This window comes from Kosakonia cowanii JCM 10956 = DSM 18146 (genome assembly GCF_001975225.1).
GTDB lineage: Bacteria > Pseudomonadota > Gammaproteobacteria > Enterobacterales > Enterobacteriaceae > Kosakonia > Kosakonia cowanii.
On record NZ_CP019445.1, the window covers coordinates 3,110,846 to 3,128,773 of the forward strand.

A 17,928-nucleotide genomic window follows, 5' to 3' on the forward strand; every position below is an offset into this window, starting at 1 on the left:
ACAACCCCAATGAGTGCCGCTAATATGACATGGAAAAATACCCAGGGCCGAATAGGCCTGTTACTTATAAGCTTTTTCGTTATCTTATTGATCGTTACCTATATTGTTATCAAGCTATTCGTTTCTCCGCAGATTATTGAAACCGAAACCAAAAATATTCAGGCGACGGTTGAATTACAAAGTAATGCTATTAAAGAGCAGATGAACCGGGTTAAGGCTCAGCAGCGCTCAATTACTGAACTGGTTGTCGGTCTGCAAAGCGAGCAAATCGACACGCTATTACCGCATCTGGTTAACCAGTATGGGGATCTCAACGTATTCGGCGGTGGGATTTGGCCTCTGCCTGGTCAGCGCGATCCGGCGCGGGACAAATTTAGTACTTTCTATGCCCGCGACAGCGGCGGCAATCTGCAAGTCAACACCGTATGGAACCAGCCTGAATCGGCTAAATACTGGGAGCAGCCCTGGTATAAAGACGGTATGAATGCGCCAAAAGGCGAGTGTGCGTGGGCGAAAGCCTACCAGGATGCAGCCAGCCCACAGCCCCGCACTAACTGTGCCATGGCGATCTGGAAAGATGGCAAAGTCTGGGGCGTGGCGACCATAGACGTGACGCTGGGCTTCTTTAACCAACTGGCTGTCGACATGGGCAAAGCGGTCAATGGCAGCGTGCTGATTGTTGAAGCGGACGGCAAAATCGTCGGCAATGGCTCTTCCGTACAGGATAAACCCGCGCTCTCAAATGTCCGCGATCTCGGTATTCAGGCGGCATCGCCGTTAATGAGCCTGTTAGGGCAGGGTAAAACAACGGAAGTGCGTGGAAGTTATGACGGTGAAGACGGCGCGCATTCGCTGTTCGTTCTGCCTATTAGCGGCAGCCCGTGGTTTATGGCGGTGGATATTCCGAGCAGCCAGCTGGTGAGTATTTCTGACGCCATTATGACCAAGCTCACCATCGTACAGGCGATTATTGGACTTCTTATCGTCGTTATCATGATGATTATTGTGCGCAATATTTTCCACAATGTGACGTTGCTCAACCGTAATATTGAAGCGCTCTCCAGCGGCGGCGCGGATTTAACGCAGCGTCTTGCGCAAAGTAAGAGCCCGGAATTTAATGCGATTATTAACAACTTCAATAAGTTTATTTCATTCCTTAATGAGCTGATGCAGCAGGTCGGGAGCAGCACGCTGGCGATCTCGTCCGCTTCACGCCAGATTGCCAGCGGTAACCTCAACCTCTCTTCGCGCACCGAAGATCAATCGGCCTCGATCGTGGAAACGGCAGCGTCAATGGAAGAGCTGACCAGCACCGTGCGCCTTAACGCAGAGAATGCGTTGCAGGCCAACAAGCTGGCGGAAGAGGTTTCGGCGGCGGCAAAACAGGGGGCCAGCGTGGTCAACAAAGTTGTCTCCACGATGAATAGCATCAATGACTCCTCCGCTAAAGTGGTGGACATCATTAGTGTGATTGATGGCATCGCCTTCCAGACCAACATCCTGGCGCTTAACGCCGCTGTAGAGGCAGCAAGGGCGGGCGAACATGGCCGTGGGTTCGCGGTGGTGGCCGGTGAAGTTCGCTCCCTGGCACAGCGCAGTGCCCGCTCGGCTCAGGAGATCAAAAAACTGATTGAAGAGTCAGTGAGCAGCATTGAGCAGGGCAGCGGGCAGGTTCGTCTGGCGGGGGCAACAATGGATGGCCTGATGGAGAAAGTGGAAGGCGTGGGCGTGCTGATCTCTGAAATCAGCTCTTCCAGCGATGAACAGAGTCGCGGGATTGCCCAGATCAATATCGCCATCAACCAGCTCGATAGCGCCACGCAGCAGAATGCGGCGCTGGTGGAAGAGGTGGCGGCCGCCGCGCAATCGATGGAAGAACAAACCGTCCAGCTCGAAAACGTGGTTGGCAGCTTTAAGCTCTGATCGACAAAAAAGCCGGCCCTGCGGGGGCGGCTTTTTTCTCTTGCGTCTGTCATTTCAATGCCTGCATCGCATTACCTTGGTTGCAAATATCCCTTCGCGCTGCTGTTTTTACTGAACGGTTAATCGCCGCAGCTGTGGTAATTATCTTTCAGTTTTGCAGATAATGACTAACGACGGTTCTGTACCCGAAGCGGCCTTTAATAATCCTTAGATTTATAGCTTTTTTGTAAAAACACTATGTATCGCTCCTTTAAAGGACTATTCAAGCCAATTTTTGATGAATGGTAGAGTAGGGGCGCTGCAAATTCTAAAACTCCACTAATCTGTTCATCTTATTATTGATTTTTGTATAAGTTTTTTGCTCTCCCCTCATAGAAATCAATTAACTCTCTAACATCTTCTTTATGTGGCAGGAGTTCGATTATGGATGAGTTTTTAAGATGGTTTATTGCATGTTTTACCGCGCTGTCTTTTTTATCCATCATTTTATCTATGTGTCGAGAGTTATTATCATAATTTCTAATTGACTCTAGGCCGCTTTCAAAGAAACTTAAAGCATATTTTTTCTCGTTGCTTATAAAAAGTGCCCTTGCAGACAGTTGAGCCAATACCAATGTGGCGCTGTAATAAGTTTGGCTTTTATTTTCAGCACTATCTAATCGCACTTTACTTGCATAGCTCATTCCGCTTATAAGATCTTCGATTGTTTGCGCAGATATAAGCTCGGATTTCGCTCTTTGTAACCAGTAATGCATATCACCATGGTAAGTTGATGCTATTTCTTTATATATGTCTCTTATGAAATTATGGATGTTTTTTCCATTCCCCAGTTCGTTTAGTTTGTCAAAGCTTATAAGGTTACGAGATGCCGCCATGAAGCCTTTAGATGCTAAAGATATTATTAAGTTAGAGACCGTTTTATAAGCATTAGGTTCTTTAACTATGTAGTCACTGATGACTTTTAAAAGCCAAGATGGAGAGTTACATATAATAACATCATTCATTGCCGTATTGCTTGACTCTAACTCAAAAAGCCTGTCATTTTTAGAAACGAATTCTTCAATATTAAAATATTCTTTGTGGCTTCTGATGTGATTAATGGAAGCTTTGTTAAAGGCGGCAATTAATATTAAGAGGAAAATTGAGTCATCTTCGAACTTTTTATTGAAGAAGTTTACTCCTGTAAGCCTGTTTTTATATTCCGCATAGTATCTATATGCAAAATTTAGAAGTGTTTCAGGCATTTTATATAATGGTAAGCCATCGAGGGAAAGAGTGGCATTTAGATACTTTTCTTCTGTGCTATCAAACTGATTTTTGAGCTGTATTTCGGTGTGCGCTATTTTTTTATCTTTCAATTTAAATCTATATAATTCCACATCACCAAAACTAGAGCATAATACAATTTTATTCGTTGGATGGATTTTTGAACTCAAAACTTCATCAATACTTTGCGCGTTAAGGAAGTTAGAATCAAAGAAAAAGATATGGTTTTCAAATTTCGATAATGAGGTTTTAATTGATGGATCAAATGTATCTGCCGATGCATAGTAAGATGAACCATACTCCTTTTTTGCATCAATGATTTGAAACAATAGTATTGACTTCCCGCTAAAACGTCGCCCAGTAATAAGTATGCAATCATCATTTCTCAATGCCTTAATTGCTTGATCACAAGCGCTGCGTTGAGAAAAGCTTGTCGAGTTCCGTAATATTCTCACATTATCTTTTATTTGAGCAACCGGCCCACCATTAGCAATTAATTCAATTGCATCCTCTTTTTCAAGTTTCGAATCATCAAATTCAAAGCTTCTTGTGGGAGTCTGTCTGTTTACATTTCGCAGTGAATTATTTAACCATCTGTATATTTCATCAAACGTATCAAAAAGAATGACTTTATCAATCCCATACTCAGAAAGAGCAATTTTATCTTTTAAATTTAGAGTGCCTTTCTTCAAAAAAATTGATTTCTTAAATGGCGTGTTTCTTGATAAGTGCATTAAATCAAGCTCAGCATCAAGGCTACACCCTATAAAAATAAATGCCGAGTTTATAGCCTCATCTGCTAAAAAAGATAGCATTGATTTGTTTTCCTCTATGCTATGGGCATACTCCCGCCAAGTGAAAATAAGATTCTGTTGCTCGTATTTTATATACTCTGTGATATCACCGTGAATTTTAAACAAACACTTGTTAGCCGATATATACTCCCTTTGACAAGTTCTGTTAGGGTGTAGAAGTTTATACCTTCTGGTGCTGTTTTCTATGGCATCATCGATATTAAATGTAAATATATGAGGCCAGTCTAATTTCAAGAGATTTATTTTTTCACGATCTAATAAATTACATTCAGAGAAAATATTCCCTAGTAATGTTTTCGCTTTTCGTTTTGGAATAAAATCATCAGATCCTAGAAGCCAAAATGCATCTTTAAGTTGAGTGATGCTATTTATTTCATCAATATCTGAAGTTGTTAATCCTTCTTTTTCGGTGGCAACATTTTTTATGAGTTCTGTTAGTTTAGAAGCATCAGGAACTTTACCATTTTTAGCTCTAACATCTTTAGTGAATCCACTACCAAAAAAAGGTATTAATTGTGAGGCTTTGAATAAAGCCGCTATTTCTAAAGCTAGGTTTGGTTGAGTATAATGTTGTACTTGCATCTTAACCTCATGTGTGTTTACGTACGCTCATCTACTTAATACTACATTAAGATAATTCTATACAGATATATAGTTTGTATATGTGATGTTTATACATCGAAAATCGTATAATTTTATATAATGTGATAAATAACAGATTTGATAATAAAAAATTTAGGTTAAATCACTTAGTCTAAGTTGAAAATTCTAGGACGATGTTATTTGGCAATTTTTGTTCCATCTTATAATGGTCCAGACAGACTTAAGTGATGTGTCCGCTTCTCGCTCAAAGCCTCCCCGATTCCCCTTCATCCTGCATAACTTCACCCTTGATTTAAAATCCTTTTATTAATCTCCTCCCACGAACAGCAAAAAGCCTATGCGTTATCGCTTGACCAAAGTAGAACGATCGTTCTACCATCAGCCCATGAACAAAAACATGACCAACACACGCGAGAAAATTCTCGCAACCGCTGAAGAGCTTATCTATCAGAACGGTATTCATGCCACCGGGATGGAGCTTCTGGTGAAGACGTCCGGCGTGGCGCGCAAAAGTATCTATCACCATTTCACCAACAAGGATGAGGTGGCTGCCGCGGCGCTCAATGCGCGTGATGTGCGCTGGATGGAGTGGTTCAGGCGTGAGTGCGATAAAGCGGAGACGCCGCGCGAGCGCATTCTGAATATCTTTACCGTGCTTAAAAGCTGGTTCGAGTCGGAAGGCTATCGCGGCTGCGCGTTTATCAATACGGCGGGTGAAGTAGGGGATGCGGACGCTCCGGTTCGTCAAATCGCCAGGCTGCACAAACAGAAACTGCTCGACTACCTGGTTGAACTTACCGGGCAGTTAAATGCGCAGCAGCCATTACCGCTGGCGAGGCAGTTACTGATACTGATTGAAGGTGCCATCACCATGTCGCGCGTGATGGGCGATTACCGCGCCGCCGATGAGGCAAAAGATGTCGCTCAGCTATTACTGAAGCAGATCCCGTAACCGGGATCGTGGTTCCAAAAATGAAACACTCACCTGTCCACTTATGCTGGAGGCACCACCATGTCCGATTCACATATCCGTCCGCCACTGCCACCGTTCACCCGCGAGTCAGCGCTTGAAAAAGTCAGGCTTGCTGAAGATGGCTGGAACAGCCGCGACGCCGAAAAAGTGTCGCTTGCTTACTCTCTGGATACCAAATGGCGCAACCGGGCGGAGTTTGCCAATAATCGTGAAGAGGCGAGAGCGTTTCTTGAGCGTAAGTGGAAAAAAGAGCTGGAGTACCGACTGATCAAGGAACTGTGGGCATTTGACGGTGACCGTATCGCTGTCCGCTACGCCTATGAGTGGCGCGATGACTCTGGGAACTGGTTCCGTTCTTACGGCAATGAAAACTGGGAGTTTGGCGAAGATGGGCTGATGCACCATCGCTACGCCTGTATCAATGATATGCCGATCAAAGAGAGCGAGCGCAAGTTCCACTGGCCGCTGGGGCGTCGTCCGGACGATCATCCGGGATTATCCGCGCTGGGGCTGTAAGTGTCCGGGCATCCCTTACCGGATGCCCGTCCGTTATCGGCTGGCAGAAGTCGCAGGCCTGGAGGGTCAGAAAGGTTTGGTAGGAAGATACTTGCCATCCAGCGTGATCACGGCGCGATGGCCGCCATCCGGATCGTCGACTTTTTTGATGTCCAGTTTGAAGTTGATCGCGCTGATCACGCCATCGCCGAATTTCTCATGAACCAGCGCCTTCAGGGTCGGCCCGTAGACCGACATCATTTCATAGAAACGGTAGAGAGTCGGATCGCCGGGCACTTCGCCCCCAAAGCTTCCGCGAACCGGCACCGTTTGTAGTAGCGCAATTTCATCAGCATTCAGATCGAGCTTCTCGCCCACGACGCGCGCGGCACTCTGCGGAAGAGGGTGCTGGCCGAGCAACGCGGCAACAACGAAGGCTTCGGAGAGCCCTGTGCCGTCAACGATCTCCGCATAGGAGAGGTTTTTGCGTGCCTTCGCCAGAATGATGGTTTCAGTAAGCACCTGGCGGGCGCTCTGGGTAACTTGAGTCTGGATCATTATTTTATCTCCGGGTTGATAGGGGGTTCAGGCAACAAGCCTGGTACGTTGGGAAACAGCATGAACATCCGGGTTCTCCGCAAGGGAGACGAATTCCCGGCCATTGAAGGCGTCAATGCGTCCGCTGCCGATGTCATATACCCAGCCATGCAGCGTGACGCGGCCCTCTTCAAGCGCGAGGCGAACAGAGGGGTGCGTCTGAATATTGGCAAGCTGCGCAATCACATTTTCACGCACCATCGCCGCGACTTTCGTCGGCCGATCCTCATGCTGTCTCGACTCATTCACGACCTTCGCTGAATCAGCGTATCGCAGCCAGCTGGCCACGGCAGGCATATGATCCAGACACTGACAGGTGGCAATTGCCGTCATTGCGCCGCAGTCGGAGTGACCACAGATCACAATATCGGCGACCCTGAGGGCGGAAACGGCGTACTCCACGGAGGCGGTAACACCGCCCGGTTCCGGGCCATACGACGGGACAATATTTCCGGCGTTGCGGATCACGAACAGATCCCCTGGCTCACGCTGAGTAACCAGCTCCGGCACCAGCCGGCTGTCGGAGCAGGAAATAAACAGCGCCTTCGGGCTCTGCTGGGTGGCGAGATCCCGAAACAGCGTGCTCCTCTCGGGAAACGCCTGCTTCTGGAACTTCAAGAAACCGTCAATGATCGCTTTCATCGTGCTTTCTCACTGTCGTTGGGTGTTGAGCAGAGAGTAAGCCGTGCGTTGTATAAGGTAAAAGTCTCATTTATTATGAGGTTTATTAGATAATCTAATGGAGGGGATTATGCTCGCCCGGCATATTCACTATTTTCTTGCAGTTGCAGAGCATCTCAGCTTTACGAAAGCGGCAGCGGAGCTGCACGTCTCTCAGCCAGCGCTTTCGCAGCAGGTAAAGTTACTTGAGGAGAGTCTGGGCGCTCAGTTATTTGATCGCTCAGGGCGCACCACACGTTTGACGGACACCGGAAAGATCTACCTGCAATATGCCCGTCGCGCGTCACAGGAGTTGCGTGAAGCCACGCGCGCCATTCATGAGGTGAGCGATCTCAGCCGCGGATCATTACGCGTGGCGGTGACGCCAACCTTTACGACCTATCTTCTGGGGCCGCTGGTTGAAGCTTTTCACGCCCGCTATCCAAAAATCACCCTCAGCGTGCAGGAGATCGCCCAGGAGCATATGGAAGAATTGCTTTTGGCAGGGGAGCTGGACGTGGGTATCGCTTTTGCGCCGGTGCACAGTCCCGATATCGAATCGGTCCCGTTGCTGGATGAGACGCTTGCGCTGGTGGTTAGCCCCAGACACCCTTTGTCGAAAGAGAAACGTGTTGAGCTGCAAAGGCTTGGCGAAGAGTCGCTTGTGTTACTCAGTGCGGGGTTCGCGACGCGCGAGCAGATCGATCGTTACTTTCGCAAGCATCACATCACTCCTCAGGTGCTGATGGAGGCCAACGCCCTTGGCGCGGTGATTGAGATTGTCCGCTGGACGCCGCTATCGACGTTATTACCTGCGAAGACGGCGTTTGCCCAGGACGACCTGGTGGCTATCGCGCTTGAGCCCGAGAGCCTGCAGCGTACGGCTGTTTTACTGCGGCGAAGAGATGGCTATCAAAGCTTCTCCGCCCGTGCCTTCACTGAACTGGCAACAGAGGTTTCAGCCAGGCTAACTGACTGAAACGCAGCCCATGTATCGCTAACCCGGCGGATAGCATTTCTATGCTGTAACGCCAGACAACCGCCAGCCGCCGGGGCGAATATTCATCAGAAGCGATATGTCACAGTCAGGCTTCCGGTGGGGGACGCTTTGCGCTGCACAATGGGGCTATTACGCGCATCACCCGCCAGCTGCGTATAGCCTGCATCGGCGACCACGCTCCAGCGTTCGGTGAAGTTGTGCGTCCAGTCGAGATTGAGTGACCAGGCATAGATCCCCGAACCGGCGGTGTATTGCGTAAACCCCGATGCGGCGGACTGCGTGGCACTGACCCCGTAGTAAGTCTGCATATAATCATTTGTCCCCCAGCTGCTGGTCAGCCCCAGAGTCACGCTATTTTTCGGCGAGTGATAAAGCGGGCTGACGATACCGAAATGCAGCGCCGCGCCGTTATCGCGCTGGGAAAAGGGCACCTCAGCCTGCAACTGCGCACTCAGCCAGTTGGTCAACTTATACCCAAGGCCCACAACGCCGAGCGCCGAGCCTTTTACGTTGCCCATTCCACGTAAGTGGTCGCTGCCGTCGCTCATGGTATCGCTGTCGACATTGTGATCTTTACGGCCGGTGCGATAGCTCAGTGCCGCGCTGTAATCGAAGTTGCCAAGGCTGTTGCCATAACCGAGGCCGCGCGTCGAGCTGGCGAAGAAGCCGTTACGCATTGAGTAATCGAGCACCAGCGCCGTCGAGACGCGATTTTCATCGGAACCGGAATAGCGCGGCGCGACACCCACGCCGCCCCCAGCGTTAAGGTGGTACCCTGGGGCGGTTCTGCCGCCAGTGTTGGAGTGGCGAGCAACGCCAGCAGCGCGCCCGGCACGATTTTTTTCAGCGGGCGTCCCGGGAATGCAGGGAGGAACTTACGACGCGGTTCGGTGTTTCTCATTAAATAAGTCCTTATGGAGTCATCTGATTACGAGTCACGCCTAGTTTGCATACCCACCCTAAAGTTCTCATGAGCCGAAAATGAAGAAAGTCTGAAGCGCGTAACGGTGAGATAAACCTGATAGATTTCAGCTACCGTTTTTTCTTCAGACGTTCTTCATTTACGCCTGGTAACGTAACTATTGTGAAAATTCTACTTATCGAAGACGACCTCGATCTTGGCAACGGCGTACGTATTGCGCTGGCCGATCAAGGGCTAGACGTTATATGGGTTCGCCGCAAAGCGGATGCGCTGCATCAGCTCGATCTCTGCGTGCCGGAGCTTGTGCTGCTGGATCTCGGGCTGCCCGATGGCGATGGCATGAGCCTGATGGCCGCGTTACGCCAGCGGCTCAACAGGATCCCGGTCATTATTCTGACCGCGCGAGGCACGCTGCAGGATCGTCTGGGCGGGCTGGATGCCGGGGCTGATGATTATCTGGTCAAACCCTTTGTGCTCGCCGAGCTGCTGGCGCGGGTGAGAGCCCTTGCACGGCGCAGTTACGGTTTTGACAATGAGGTGATCGACATTCGCGGGTTGTCCCTTCATGTGCCGACGCGGCGCGTGACGGTAAGCGCACGCACGATTGAGCTGACGGCAAGCGAGTACGCGCTGCTTGAGACGCTACTGTTGCGCCCCGATCGCGTGGTGACGCGCCGCTTTCTGGAAGAGCGCGTCTTCGGGGAAAAAGAGAATATGAGCAACACCCTCGATGTGCATATGGGCAATCTGCGGCGCAAAATTGGCGAAGGGTATGTGCGCACGGTGCGGGGCGTAGGGTATGTCATTGATACCGTTCCCATTGAGAAGAGGGAAGGGTGATGGGAACGTTCTGGCGCAGCCTGAAGGCCCCGACGCTGGCTCGGCGAATTATCATCGCCCAGATGCTGTTGCTCACGCTGCTATGGTGCCTTTTTCTCACCTTCATTTTGTGGGAGGACTTGCGCAGCCCGCCGATCCTCACCGGGAGTGAGACTTACGAAACCATCTTTACCATGGTCGATCAGATGGACGATCGCCCACTGGCGCGAACCGAGATGCTGGAAGCGTTCAGCCGGGCATTGCGGGAGGGGTATGGCGGTGGTGACGATCCCGCGCTCTCCATCAGCCTTATCGTGCGCAGAGATCACGCGATTATTTACGCCTCTGAAGGCGCGCCAACCGGGGTAACCAACAGCAGCTATGGCAAGCTGCAAAAAATCGAGAGCGAAGGGCGCAGCTGGACCAGCCGTACCCTTAAATCAGCAGACGGCAAAACGGAGGTTACGCTCATCACGCCTGCCGGCAGCTTGAACTTCTTTATCTACCTCAACTCGCGCGGCTACTACATCCTGCCGCTGCTGGTCTGCATCCCGTTTCTGCTATTTCCCGCCTGGCTGTCGATCCGCATCGCCATGCGCCCCTGGAACAGGGTGGTCAGCGAGATTGCTTTACGCACGCCGGAGGATCTCTCGCCCTTAAACGCCGTGCCAAAACATAAAGAGCTTCGCCAGATGGTGGATGCAATCAATGACTTTCTGGCGAGATTGCGGGAAAGCACGGAGCGGGAACGGGTGTTTATTGCCGATGCCGCTCACGAGCTGCGCACTCCGCTGGCGGCGATGCGCATCAATGTTGAGGCGTTACAGGGCTATATCAGCAGCGAGCGTCAACAGGCGTTGCTGGCAGGAATTATTCGTAGTAACAGCCGTGCGGCACGTCTCGTTAATCAGTTGTTGCTGCTGATGCATAGCGAAGCGCGCACCGATACGGTGATGGCCCCCGTGCCACTGACCTCGCTTATCCAGGATCGTATGGCGGCGCTGTCGCCGCTGGCGGCTGAGCGGCGGATCGAACTGGAGTTTTACGCCGATGATGAGTTCTGCATCGACGGTGTCAGGGAGCGCCTGATGTCGCTGATTGATAACGTTATTGAAAATGCCATCAAATATAGCCCGGAGGGCGGGCGGGTTGAGGTCGCAGTGCGAACGTGTGATGCATTCACGCAGCTTCGCATCTCTGATGCCGGGCCCGGCATCCCCGTTGGGCTGCGCGAGCGCGTCTTCGACCGCTTTTTCCGCGATCCCAATCAGATGCAGAGCGGCAGCGGGTTAGGGCTCTCCATCGTCAGGGCGGTAGCGCAGCAACACAACAGCCGCGTTAGCTTAGGCACCTCTGAAGAGGGGGGATTAGTGGTGACCGTTGAGTTTCCCAGCTACACCGCCGCCTGAAAAAAGGAGCTGCTTTACGAAGCGTATCGGCTTCTTAAGCAGCTTCACCTTCCATGAGAGAAGGGAAGCGATGGATAACGTTTCACCCGGGCGTTGTGTCGTAAGGGTTTGTTATTGGTTATGTTTGCTGGTGTAGATGTCAGGCCGGCTAATGGACCAGGTGTAATTTTGCCGGTTCACGGGTTGATAGCCAAACTTTTCATAAAGCCATGGCGCGGTTGTGGTGAATAACACGATCCTACGAAGCTTTTCAAACACCGGGTGACGATGAATAGATTCCATAAGCCATCTTCCCAACCCTTCGCCCTGGTGCTCCTCAAGGACATAGACATCACACAGATAAGCGAAAGTCGCGTGATCCGTTACCAGGCGTGCAAACCCTATCTGGGTTTCATGGTGATAAACACCAAAGTTAAGGCTGTTGGCGACTGAAACTTTGACGGTCTCCAGATCGATACCTTTTGCCCACGTGGATCTCGTCAAATAGTGGTGCACTGCCTCTATGTCCAGTTTTTCGTTGTCTGTGCTAACCAGAAAATCATGCATACGCCATTCATGTATCGCTGAAGTGCTCACGCTCACACCTGTCAAAATGATGTCGGGAAACTGAACATTATCACTATCTGCACGCCATTAACCCCCACTGGATCTGGCTGGCTTTTTGTGAAGGTTGAAACGTCAGCACTCAGGCATGCGCTCCGCAGCCGCGCTTTTATGATGTGATGCGCACGCTATTTAGCTGGCCGTAATCCGCGAAGTAGCAGGTTCAGCGCGGCAATGCCTTGCGCGAGGCGCGTATCGCTTTCATCGCTATCGGCAATCCAGAACGCGGCTTCAGCCAGGCTTCCGTAAATCAGCGAAGCGAGCCCCTCCGGGTCGGCTTCTTCAATTACGCCCTGCTCGATCAGATCGCGAATCAGGGTCTGCATGGATTGCACGCAATGGCGCTGCGACTCAGGTGAAAAACCGCCCAGAACGGCTTTGGCATCGCGCAACATAATGCGCTGAAACTCAGGCTCCAGCGCCATCTCAAGGCAAGCTCGGCAACGGCTGCAAAAACCTTCCCACGGATCGGCTGCACTGTCCGAAATCGCCTGTAGCCGTTGATCCATTTCGTCATCAATTTGCTCCACTACCGCGGCCAGCAAGCCTTTTTTATCCCCGAAGTGGTAATAGAGCGCACCACGCGTCAGCCCTGCCTGAGCAGTCAGATCATCCATCGAGGTTTCAGCGAAGCCATGCTCTTTAAAAAAGTGGCGGGCAGTTGTCAGCAATGTCGCTCTTGTCTCTTCCATCTCGGCACGGGTACGGCGAACCATGATTTTTCCTTTACATACGCAATGAATGATTATTTACATACGCAACGTATGAATATAGGATTGTTTTCATACGCCTTGTATGAATTGTCGCTGTGCCACGGCGTTGTGGCAAGCACATGCTACCGGAGAATGAGATGGCAACACTCTATCGAGACCTTTTTTCTGCCCCTGGAACCGGTCGTTTTACGGCGGCTGGGCTGATTTTAGCCGCGTATGCCTGGCCAGGTTGTTGTTCGGATCATTGCGCCTGACAGGGCGCTCACATAAGGAACTGCATGATGAGTACTTTCTCTGGCGCGACGCAGGTTCGCGGTTTATGGACGCCGGTCCTCGCGGTTGGTCTGGCAACATTCTCTGTAGTGACGACGGAAATGCTGCCGGTCGGGTTGCTGACTTCCATCGCCGCGACGCTCTCTGTCACCACAGGCAGTGCGGGGCTGGTGATCTCTCTGCCAGCACTGCTTGCTGCGTTATTCGCACCCTTCGTGGTTACTGCATCGGGGGGGATCGATCGGCGTTTGATACTGTGTGGCCTGCTGGTGCTGCTGATAGTGGCTAATTTGGCCTCGGCGTTGGCATCCAGCCTGGCCATGATGCTGATGGCGCGCGCCCTTGTTGGCTTATGCATGGGGGGAATCTGGGCCATCGCTGGCGGTCTGGCGGCGCGCCTGGTGCCGGAAAAATCGGTTGGCCTGGCGACATCCATTATATTTGGCGGTGTTGCGGCCGCATCGGTACTCGGCGTACCGCTGGGGGCGTTCATTGGCGATGCGATCGGATGGCGTTGGGCTTTTGGCTGCATGGCGCTTTTTAGCATGCTGGTCCTGGCGCTGCATCTTGCTGTTATCCCGCCGTTGCCTGTTGCTGCCTCCGCGAAGGTCGGCCAGTTCATTGCGCAACTTACCAACCGCACATTAGTGGCAGGTTTGCTCCTGACACTGTTGCTGGTTACCAGCCATTTTTCGGCTTTTACCTTCGTACGCCCGCTGTTGATCTCTGTATCCGGATTCCATACCCAGTGGATTTGGGCGATCCTCTTCGCGTACGGTATCGCCGGCATTATCGGTAATTTCCTTGTGGGGATCGGCGCTGCCCGCAATACCACGCGCACGCTGATGGTGGTGGCAACTGCACTGGCCGTAACGCCGCTGCTTTTTCTGAGCGCAGGGCAGACGATCATGGGCGGCGGGGCGATTTTGATTTTCTGGGGGCTGGCATACGGTGGGCTCTCCGTCGGGCTGATGACCTGGATGATGAAAGCCGCTCCCGACGCCGTTGAGATAGCCGCAGCCCTTTATGTCGGCATATTTAATATTGGCATTGCGACAGGGGCATGGGTTGGCGGGGAGCTTGTTGATGCGTTAACGCTTACCGCGCCTCTCTGGCTTGCCTGCGCATTAGCGATTGCTGCTCTGTTATTAACCATGATGCCGAGTCGTATCTCTGCCGGAAGATAACTGTAGCCCCCTTAATTAGGGGGCATCATCCTTCAGGCGTTTTTGTCAGAGCCAAAATGCCATTCAGCGGTGGTCGAAAGCGTTACGAACGGCCCGCCGAGCGTGGCATTGTGATGGCTGATGATGTCACTTGCTGACAAGCATTCGCTATCCATGGTGGTGTGCGCATCTGAAATCAGCACGGTTTTAAAGCCCCGCTCCGGCGCTGCCCTGCAGGTAGTATCGACACAAAACTCTGTTTTCATGCCGGCAATAACCAGCTGTTTTACGCCTGCCTGCTCGAGGTGATGCAGCAAGGTCGTATCCCGAAAACAGCTGGGGTACTTTTTAACAAAAATGATATCCCGCCCGGCATCAACATCCATTTCCGCTATCAGTTGCGTTAGCGGGCTCTGCTCTGAGAAGGGCGAGTCATCTGGTCCGGTGTGACGGGCAAAAAAGATCGGCACCCGATCCTGTCTCGCTTTAGCAATTAGCAGGCAAATATTTTCCAGCACATTATCTGCGCAGTGTGGGGCAACAGGGCCACGGAAAAGCCCCTGCTGCATATCGATAACCAAAAGTGCCTTGTCAGATGAAATCATGATGTGTCTCCATTCAGCATGTTATGAACGGAGAGATCTTTTCCCCGTCCGGTTTGGCGGGGGCGAGGATCTGTTTGTCAGAATTCAGTCACAGATAACTCCACACCGCCGCAAGGCCCGGTGGTGGTGGTAGTCGTGATTGAGTGACCTGACATAATCATTTTCTGGCCTTTAGTGATGCGTTAACGATTAAAACAGCAAAGAGAAAGATGACAGAAGCGCCTCTTCGCTTATAACACCAGGCAAATAAGGTTTTCAATCTCTAATCTGAACAACGCTCATTTAAAAATGGCACGAACGGAAAGATGCTACCCCGTCTCCTCATGTATATCTCCCTTCACAGAGAAAAAAGAGGGGATGAAGATGCTGAAAGGTAAAAGAGCGGTTATCACCGGCGGTGGCAGGGGATTTGGCCAGGCGTTCTGCGTATGGCTGGCGCGAGAGGGCGTTGAGGTCGATTTTTCCGCGCGGCGGGCTGAGGATATTGAGAAAACCTGCGGCATCATTACCGCGGAGGGCGGCATCGCAAGAGGGTATCTGTGTGATTTAGCCCAGGCTGAATCCCTCTCTCACTTTGCCGATCGGCTGTTAGCATCAGACAAGCCCATCGACATGTTGATCCTCAATGCTGCGCAGTGGTTGTCAGGCACCTTAGACGAGCAGCCTGCGGCAGACATTATCACGACCATCAACTCTGGCGTGACAGGGTCGATTCTGCTGACGCAGGCATTGCTGCCAGGGCTTCGGCGTTCAGAGAGCGCAGATATCGTCGCGATCATCTCTTCATGCGGCATCCCGAACTTTACGGACTCCATTGCCCACCCCGCTTTTTTTGCGAGCAAACATGGGCTGAGCGGGTTTATCACGAAACTGTCTCAGCAACTCAGCGAAGAGAATATTCGGGTTACCGGCCTCTATCCACCCGATTTCGAAGTGACAGGATTAGACCCGCTTGCCGCGAGCCAGGCGAAAATGGGCGAGCGTCTGCTGAATGGGCGTTCGGTCTGGGAGACGATGCGTTTTGTGCTGACGCAGCCGCGAAGTTGCCATATCGGCCAGATTTACTTCCAGGGTCCAACCCGCGAAGCGCTGCAACCATAACACTAAGCAAAAGGGAGTCGAATAAAAAACCAGGTTGGCACGTTTACACGCTAAACACCCCAGGGATTATCAACATGACGCGTATCGTGCCTGCCATCGCTCTCGGATTTCTGCTCAGCTCCTTTTCGTTATATGCCAACCCGGCTGACTACCGTATTAATTCGCAAGAAACCACCATTACCCTCTCCTGGCAGGCATTTGGCGATATGTCACAGGCCAGGCTGGGAGATGTCACCGGGGATATTGCGCTTAATGCCGGCAACGACAGAGATGACACTGTCCATGTCTCCATCCCGGTAGCGACGCTCAATGCCTCTAACCCGCTGTTAACCTGGCAGATGAAAAGCAACCTCTTTTTTGATGCTGAACGCTACCCGAACATCATATTCACCAGTAGCAGGGTGGTGGCGCTGGGGCAGGGGCACTATCGGATCCTGGGCACTCTGGCAGTGAAGAATATCGCGCGCCCGGTCATTCTGGATGCCTTACTGAATGATAAAACCAGCGGGCCAGAGAACATTTCCCTGAATGCAACAACCACGATTTCACGCTCGGCTTTCAATATGGCCAGTTTCGCGGCGCTGGTTGATGACCACGTGACCATCAATATTGCGATTCAGGCCCGCCTGCACCGGGCCGTCTGAGCGCGCCTTTGGCTATGCAAGCGCTGCCTGCAGGGTGAGCGCGTTTTGCTTCAGCTGGGAGGTGGGGTTACGGCCAATCAACACAAACTGGTAACCACCTGAGTGCCACCAGACAAGGTTCATCTGGTGGCGCTGCTCGTGATTCAGCTCCGCGCGCGCGGGCTGGCTGTCCGGCGAAATGCAGAGCGCCATCGGGCCATAATCGGCATGCATCCAGGCGATCTGCGCAATGGAGGTGGTGTCATAGCGCAGGATGCGCACCATTTTCAGCTCTGCTCCATGCAGTTCAAGTTGTTGCGCATCCGCCCGTAAACCGATGTCCTGTGCCGTGCGTGCCAGCCCGCGCTGCAATGCCGTGGGTGAGCTGTCTGCATCAAGCAGCGTCTCTGCGCTATAGAGCGACATATATTGCGCCTCAAGGTCGCGAATTTTTTCGCTCTCCCCCAACGTCTTCGTTGCAGGACGCGCCAGATAGCCCAGCCCGGAACCGATCACCAGAAAACTGAGCGAGGCGGCGATCAGCGCCCGTCGGCTGACGCCGGATGTTTTCGGTTCAGTTGCCGCTGGCCGGGCGAGCAGGGTGGTGAGTTGTGCCTCCATGCGTGACTGTGGTGCCTCATTAAGCAGTGGCGCAAAAGCGCTGGCAATCTCTTGCTGGTTAACCCTTAACGCGTTAGTTCGTGCGGCGAGCTGTGTATCTTCAGCCAGCGCGGCCTCGAAACGCCGGGCATCGCTTGCCTCCATTTCGCCATCCAGCCAGGCGACGATAGCCTCATCGCTGTAGGGCGCTGTAAATCTGATGGATTTCACTGTCGCTTCTCCTGTACAGGTCGCGGGGCGTGAACAAGCTGAGCGAGTTTCGCCCTCGCCGTCGCCAGCCGGCTCATGATGGTGCCAATCGGCACAGACAAGGTATCTGCCGCTTCCTGATAGGTAAAACCTTCGACATAGACCAAAAAGACCGCGTTGCGCTGCGCTTCCGGCAGGTCGCTGACGTGCTGCATAATTTTTCCATAGTGCAGGCGAGCCTCATCCTGCTCGTGGGTATCCGGCGCCAGCAGTTCATCGCTTTCAACGAAGCCCTGCCCAAGGCGCACCCGGCGGGCACGCACATCTGAAATCCAGATGGAGTGCAGGATGGTGAATAACCAGCTGTCAATGCGCGTGCCGGGGGTGAACTGCGCGCTTTTTTCCAGCGCGCGCACACAGGTAGACTGCACCAGCTCCTCGGCAACCTCACGATTACGCGACAGAACCAGCCCATAGCGCCACAGGCGTGTCAGATGTTCAGCAAGATGCTGGCGGACGTCACTGCTAGTGATTTTCTTATCCTCATACCTT

At 52.0% G+C, this 17,928-nt stretch carries 17 protein-coding genes and 1 pseudogene; 9 read left to right on the top strand and 9 right to left on the bottom strand.

Annotated features, from left to right (window positions below; genetic code table 11):
• Positions 1 to 24: 24 nt before the first annotated feature.
• On the top strand, positions 25 to 1,923 hold the full coding sequence (locus BWI95_RS14635; protein WP_076769713.1) for a methyl-accepting chemotaxis protein: 1,899 nt from the start codon (positions 25 to 27) through the stop codon (positions 1,921 to 1,923).
• A 335-nt stretch (positions 1,924 to 2,258) separates the two neighbouring features.
• On the opposite strand, the gene avs5 is transcribed toward BWI95_RS14635, so the two are convergent.
• Positions 2,259 to 4,586, bottom strand: a complete 2,328-nt coding sequence (gene avs5 / locus BWI95_RS14640; protein WP_076769714.1) for an AVAST type 5 anti-phage protein Avs5 — start codon at positions 4,584 to 4,586, stop codon at positions 2,259 to 2,261.
• Between the two features lie 406 nt (positions 4,587 to 4,992).
• Here avs5 and BWI95_RS14645 point away from each other — a divergent pair, with 406 nt between their 5' ends.
• Together BWI95_RS14645 and BWI95_RS14650 are read left to right on the top strand one after the other, a co-directional pair.
• On the top strand, positions 4,993 to 5,559 hold the full coding sequence (locus BWI95_RS14645; RefSeq protein ID WP_054802951.1) for a TetR/AcrR family transcriptional regulator: 567 nt from the start codon (positions 4,993 to 4,995) through the stop codon (positions 5,557 to 5,559).
• Positions 5,560 to 5,619: 60 nt separating this feature from the next.
• Positions 5,620 to 6,096, top strand: a complete 477-nt coding sequence (locus tag BWI95_RS14650) for a nuclear transport factor 2 family protein (RefSeq protein ID WP_054802932.1) — start codon at positions 5,620 to 5,622, stop codon at positions 6,094 to 6,096.
• Between the two features lie 66 nt (positions 6,097 to 6,162).
• Here the strand turns inward: BWI95_RS14650 and cynS are convergent, their stop codons facing one another.
• Both cynS and BWI95_RS14660 read right to left on the bottom strand, forming a co-directional pair.
• The gene (cynS, locus tag BWI95_RS14655) at positions 6,163 to 6,633 is read right to left on the bottom strand and encodes a cyanase (protein ID WP_076769715.1); all 471 of its coding nucleotides are present in this window, start codon (positions 6,631 to 6,633) and stop codon (positions 6,163 to 6,165) included.
• 27 nt (positions 6,634 to 6,660) lie between these two features.
• Entirely contained in the window at positions 6,661 to 7,314 is a 654-nt protein-coding gene (locus BWI95_RS14660) for a carbonic anhydrase (RefSeq protein ID WP_076769716.1), read from the bottom strand.
• A gap of 109 nt (positions 7,315 to 7,423) precedes the next feature.
• Here BWI95_RS14660 and cynR point away from each other — a divergent pair, with 109 nt between their 5' ends.
• Positions 7,424 to 8,311, top strand: coding sequence for a transcriptional regulator CynR (gene cynR, locus BWI95_RS14665; RefSeq protein ID WP_054802930.1), 888 nt, complete (start codon positions 7,424 to 7,426; stop codon positions 8,309 to 8,311).
• An 86-nt stretch (positions 8,312 to 8,397) separates the two neighbouring features.
• Here the strand turns inward: cynR and BWI95_RS14670 are convergent.
• Positions 8,398 to 9,233, bottom strand: a pseudogene (locus BWI95_RS14670) (MipA/OmpV family protein).
• A gap of 183 nt (positions 9,234 to 9,416) precedes the next feature.
• Between BWI95_RS14670 and BWI95_RS14675 the strand changes: the two are divergent.
• Both BWI95_RS14675 and BWI95_RS14680 read left to right on the top strand, forming a co-directional pair.
• Entirely contained in the window at positions 9,417 to 10,094 is a 678-nt protein-coding gene (locus tag BWI95_RS14675; RefSeq protein ID WP_042712986.1) for a response regulator, read from the top strand.
• Positions 10,094 to 11,482 (top strand): sensor histidine kinase, encoded by a 1,389-nt coding sequence (locus BWI95_RS14680; protein ID WP_076769717.1) that lies wholly within the window; start codon positions 10,094 to 10,096, stop codon positions 11,480 to 11,482. Before BWI95_RS14675 ends, BWI95_RS14680 begins: the two co-directional genes overlap by 1 nt.
• A gap of 111 nt (positions 11,483 to 11,593) precedes the next feature.
• Here the strand turns inward: BWI95_RS14680 and BWI95_RS14685 are convergent, their stop codons facing one another.
• Positions 11,594 to 12,028 (bottom strand): GNAT family N-acetyltransferase, encoded by a 435-nt coding sequence (locus BWI95_RS14685; protein WP_054802929.1) that lies wholly within the window; start codon positions 12,026 to 12,028, stop codon positions 11,594 to 11,596.
• Positions 12,029 to 12,213: 185 nt separating this feature from the next.
• Positions 12,214 to 12,801, bottom strand: coding sequence for a TetR/AcrR family transcriptional regulator (locus tag BWI95_RS14690; RefSeq protein ID WP_023481418.1), 588 nt, complete (start codon positions 12,799 to 12,801; stop codon positions 12,214 to 12,216).
• A gap of 278 nt (positions 12,802 to 13,079) precedes the next feature.
• Between BWI95_RS14690 and BWI95_RS14695 the strand changes: the two genes are divergently transcribed.
• Positions 13,080 to 14,258, top strand: a complete 1,179-nt coding sequence (locus BWI95_RS14695) for an MFS transporter (RefSeq protein ID WP_076769718.1) — start codon at positions 13,080 to 13,082, stop codon at positions 14,256 to 14,258.
• Between the two features lie 32 nt (positions 14,259 to 14,290).
• On the opposite strand, the gene BWI95_RS14700 is transcribed toward BWI95_RS14695, so the two are convergent.
• Positions 14,291 to 14,842, bottom strand: coding sequence for a cysteine hydrolase family protein (locus BWI95_RS14700; RefSeq protein WP_076769719.1), 552 nt, complete (start codon positions 14,840 to 14,842; stop codon positions 14,291 to 14,293).
• A gap of 363 nt (positions 14,843 to 15,205) precedes the next feature.
• Between BWI95_RS14700 and BWI95_RS14705 the strand changes: the two genes are divergently transcribed.
• Positions 15,206 to 15,943: an SDR family oxidoreductase gene (locus BWI95_RS14705; RefSeq protein ID WP_076770320.1), complete on the top strand. Its 738-nt coding sequence runs from the start codon at positions 15,206 to 15,208 to the stop codon at positions 15,941 to 15,943.
• 74 nt (positions 15,944 to 16,017) lie between these two features.
• Entirely contained in the window at positions 16,018 to 16,587 is a 570-nt protein-coding gene (locus tag BWI95_RS14710; protein WP_054802928.1) for a YceI family protein, read from the top strand.
• A 12-nt stretch (positions 16,588 to 16,599) separates the two neighbouring features.
• On the opposite strand, the gene BWI95_RS14715 is transcribed toward BWI95_RS14710, so the two are convergent.
• Complete coding sequence (locus BWI95_RS14715; RefSeq protein ID WP_076769720.1) at positions 16,600 to 17,397, bottom strand: anti-sigma factor family protein; 798 nt, start codon at positions 17,395 to 17,397, stop codon at positions 16,600 to 16,602.
• Entirely contained in the window at positions 17,394 to 17,909 is a 516-nt protein-coding gene (locus tag BWI95_RS14720) for a sigma-70 family RNA polymerase sigma factor (RefSeq protein WP_076769721.1), read from the bottom strand. The genes BWI95_RS14715 and BWI95_RS14720 overlap by 4 nt, the downstream gene beginning before the upstream one ends.
• Positions 17,910 to 17,928: the final 19 nt, after the last annotated feature.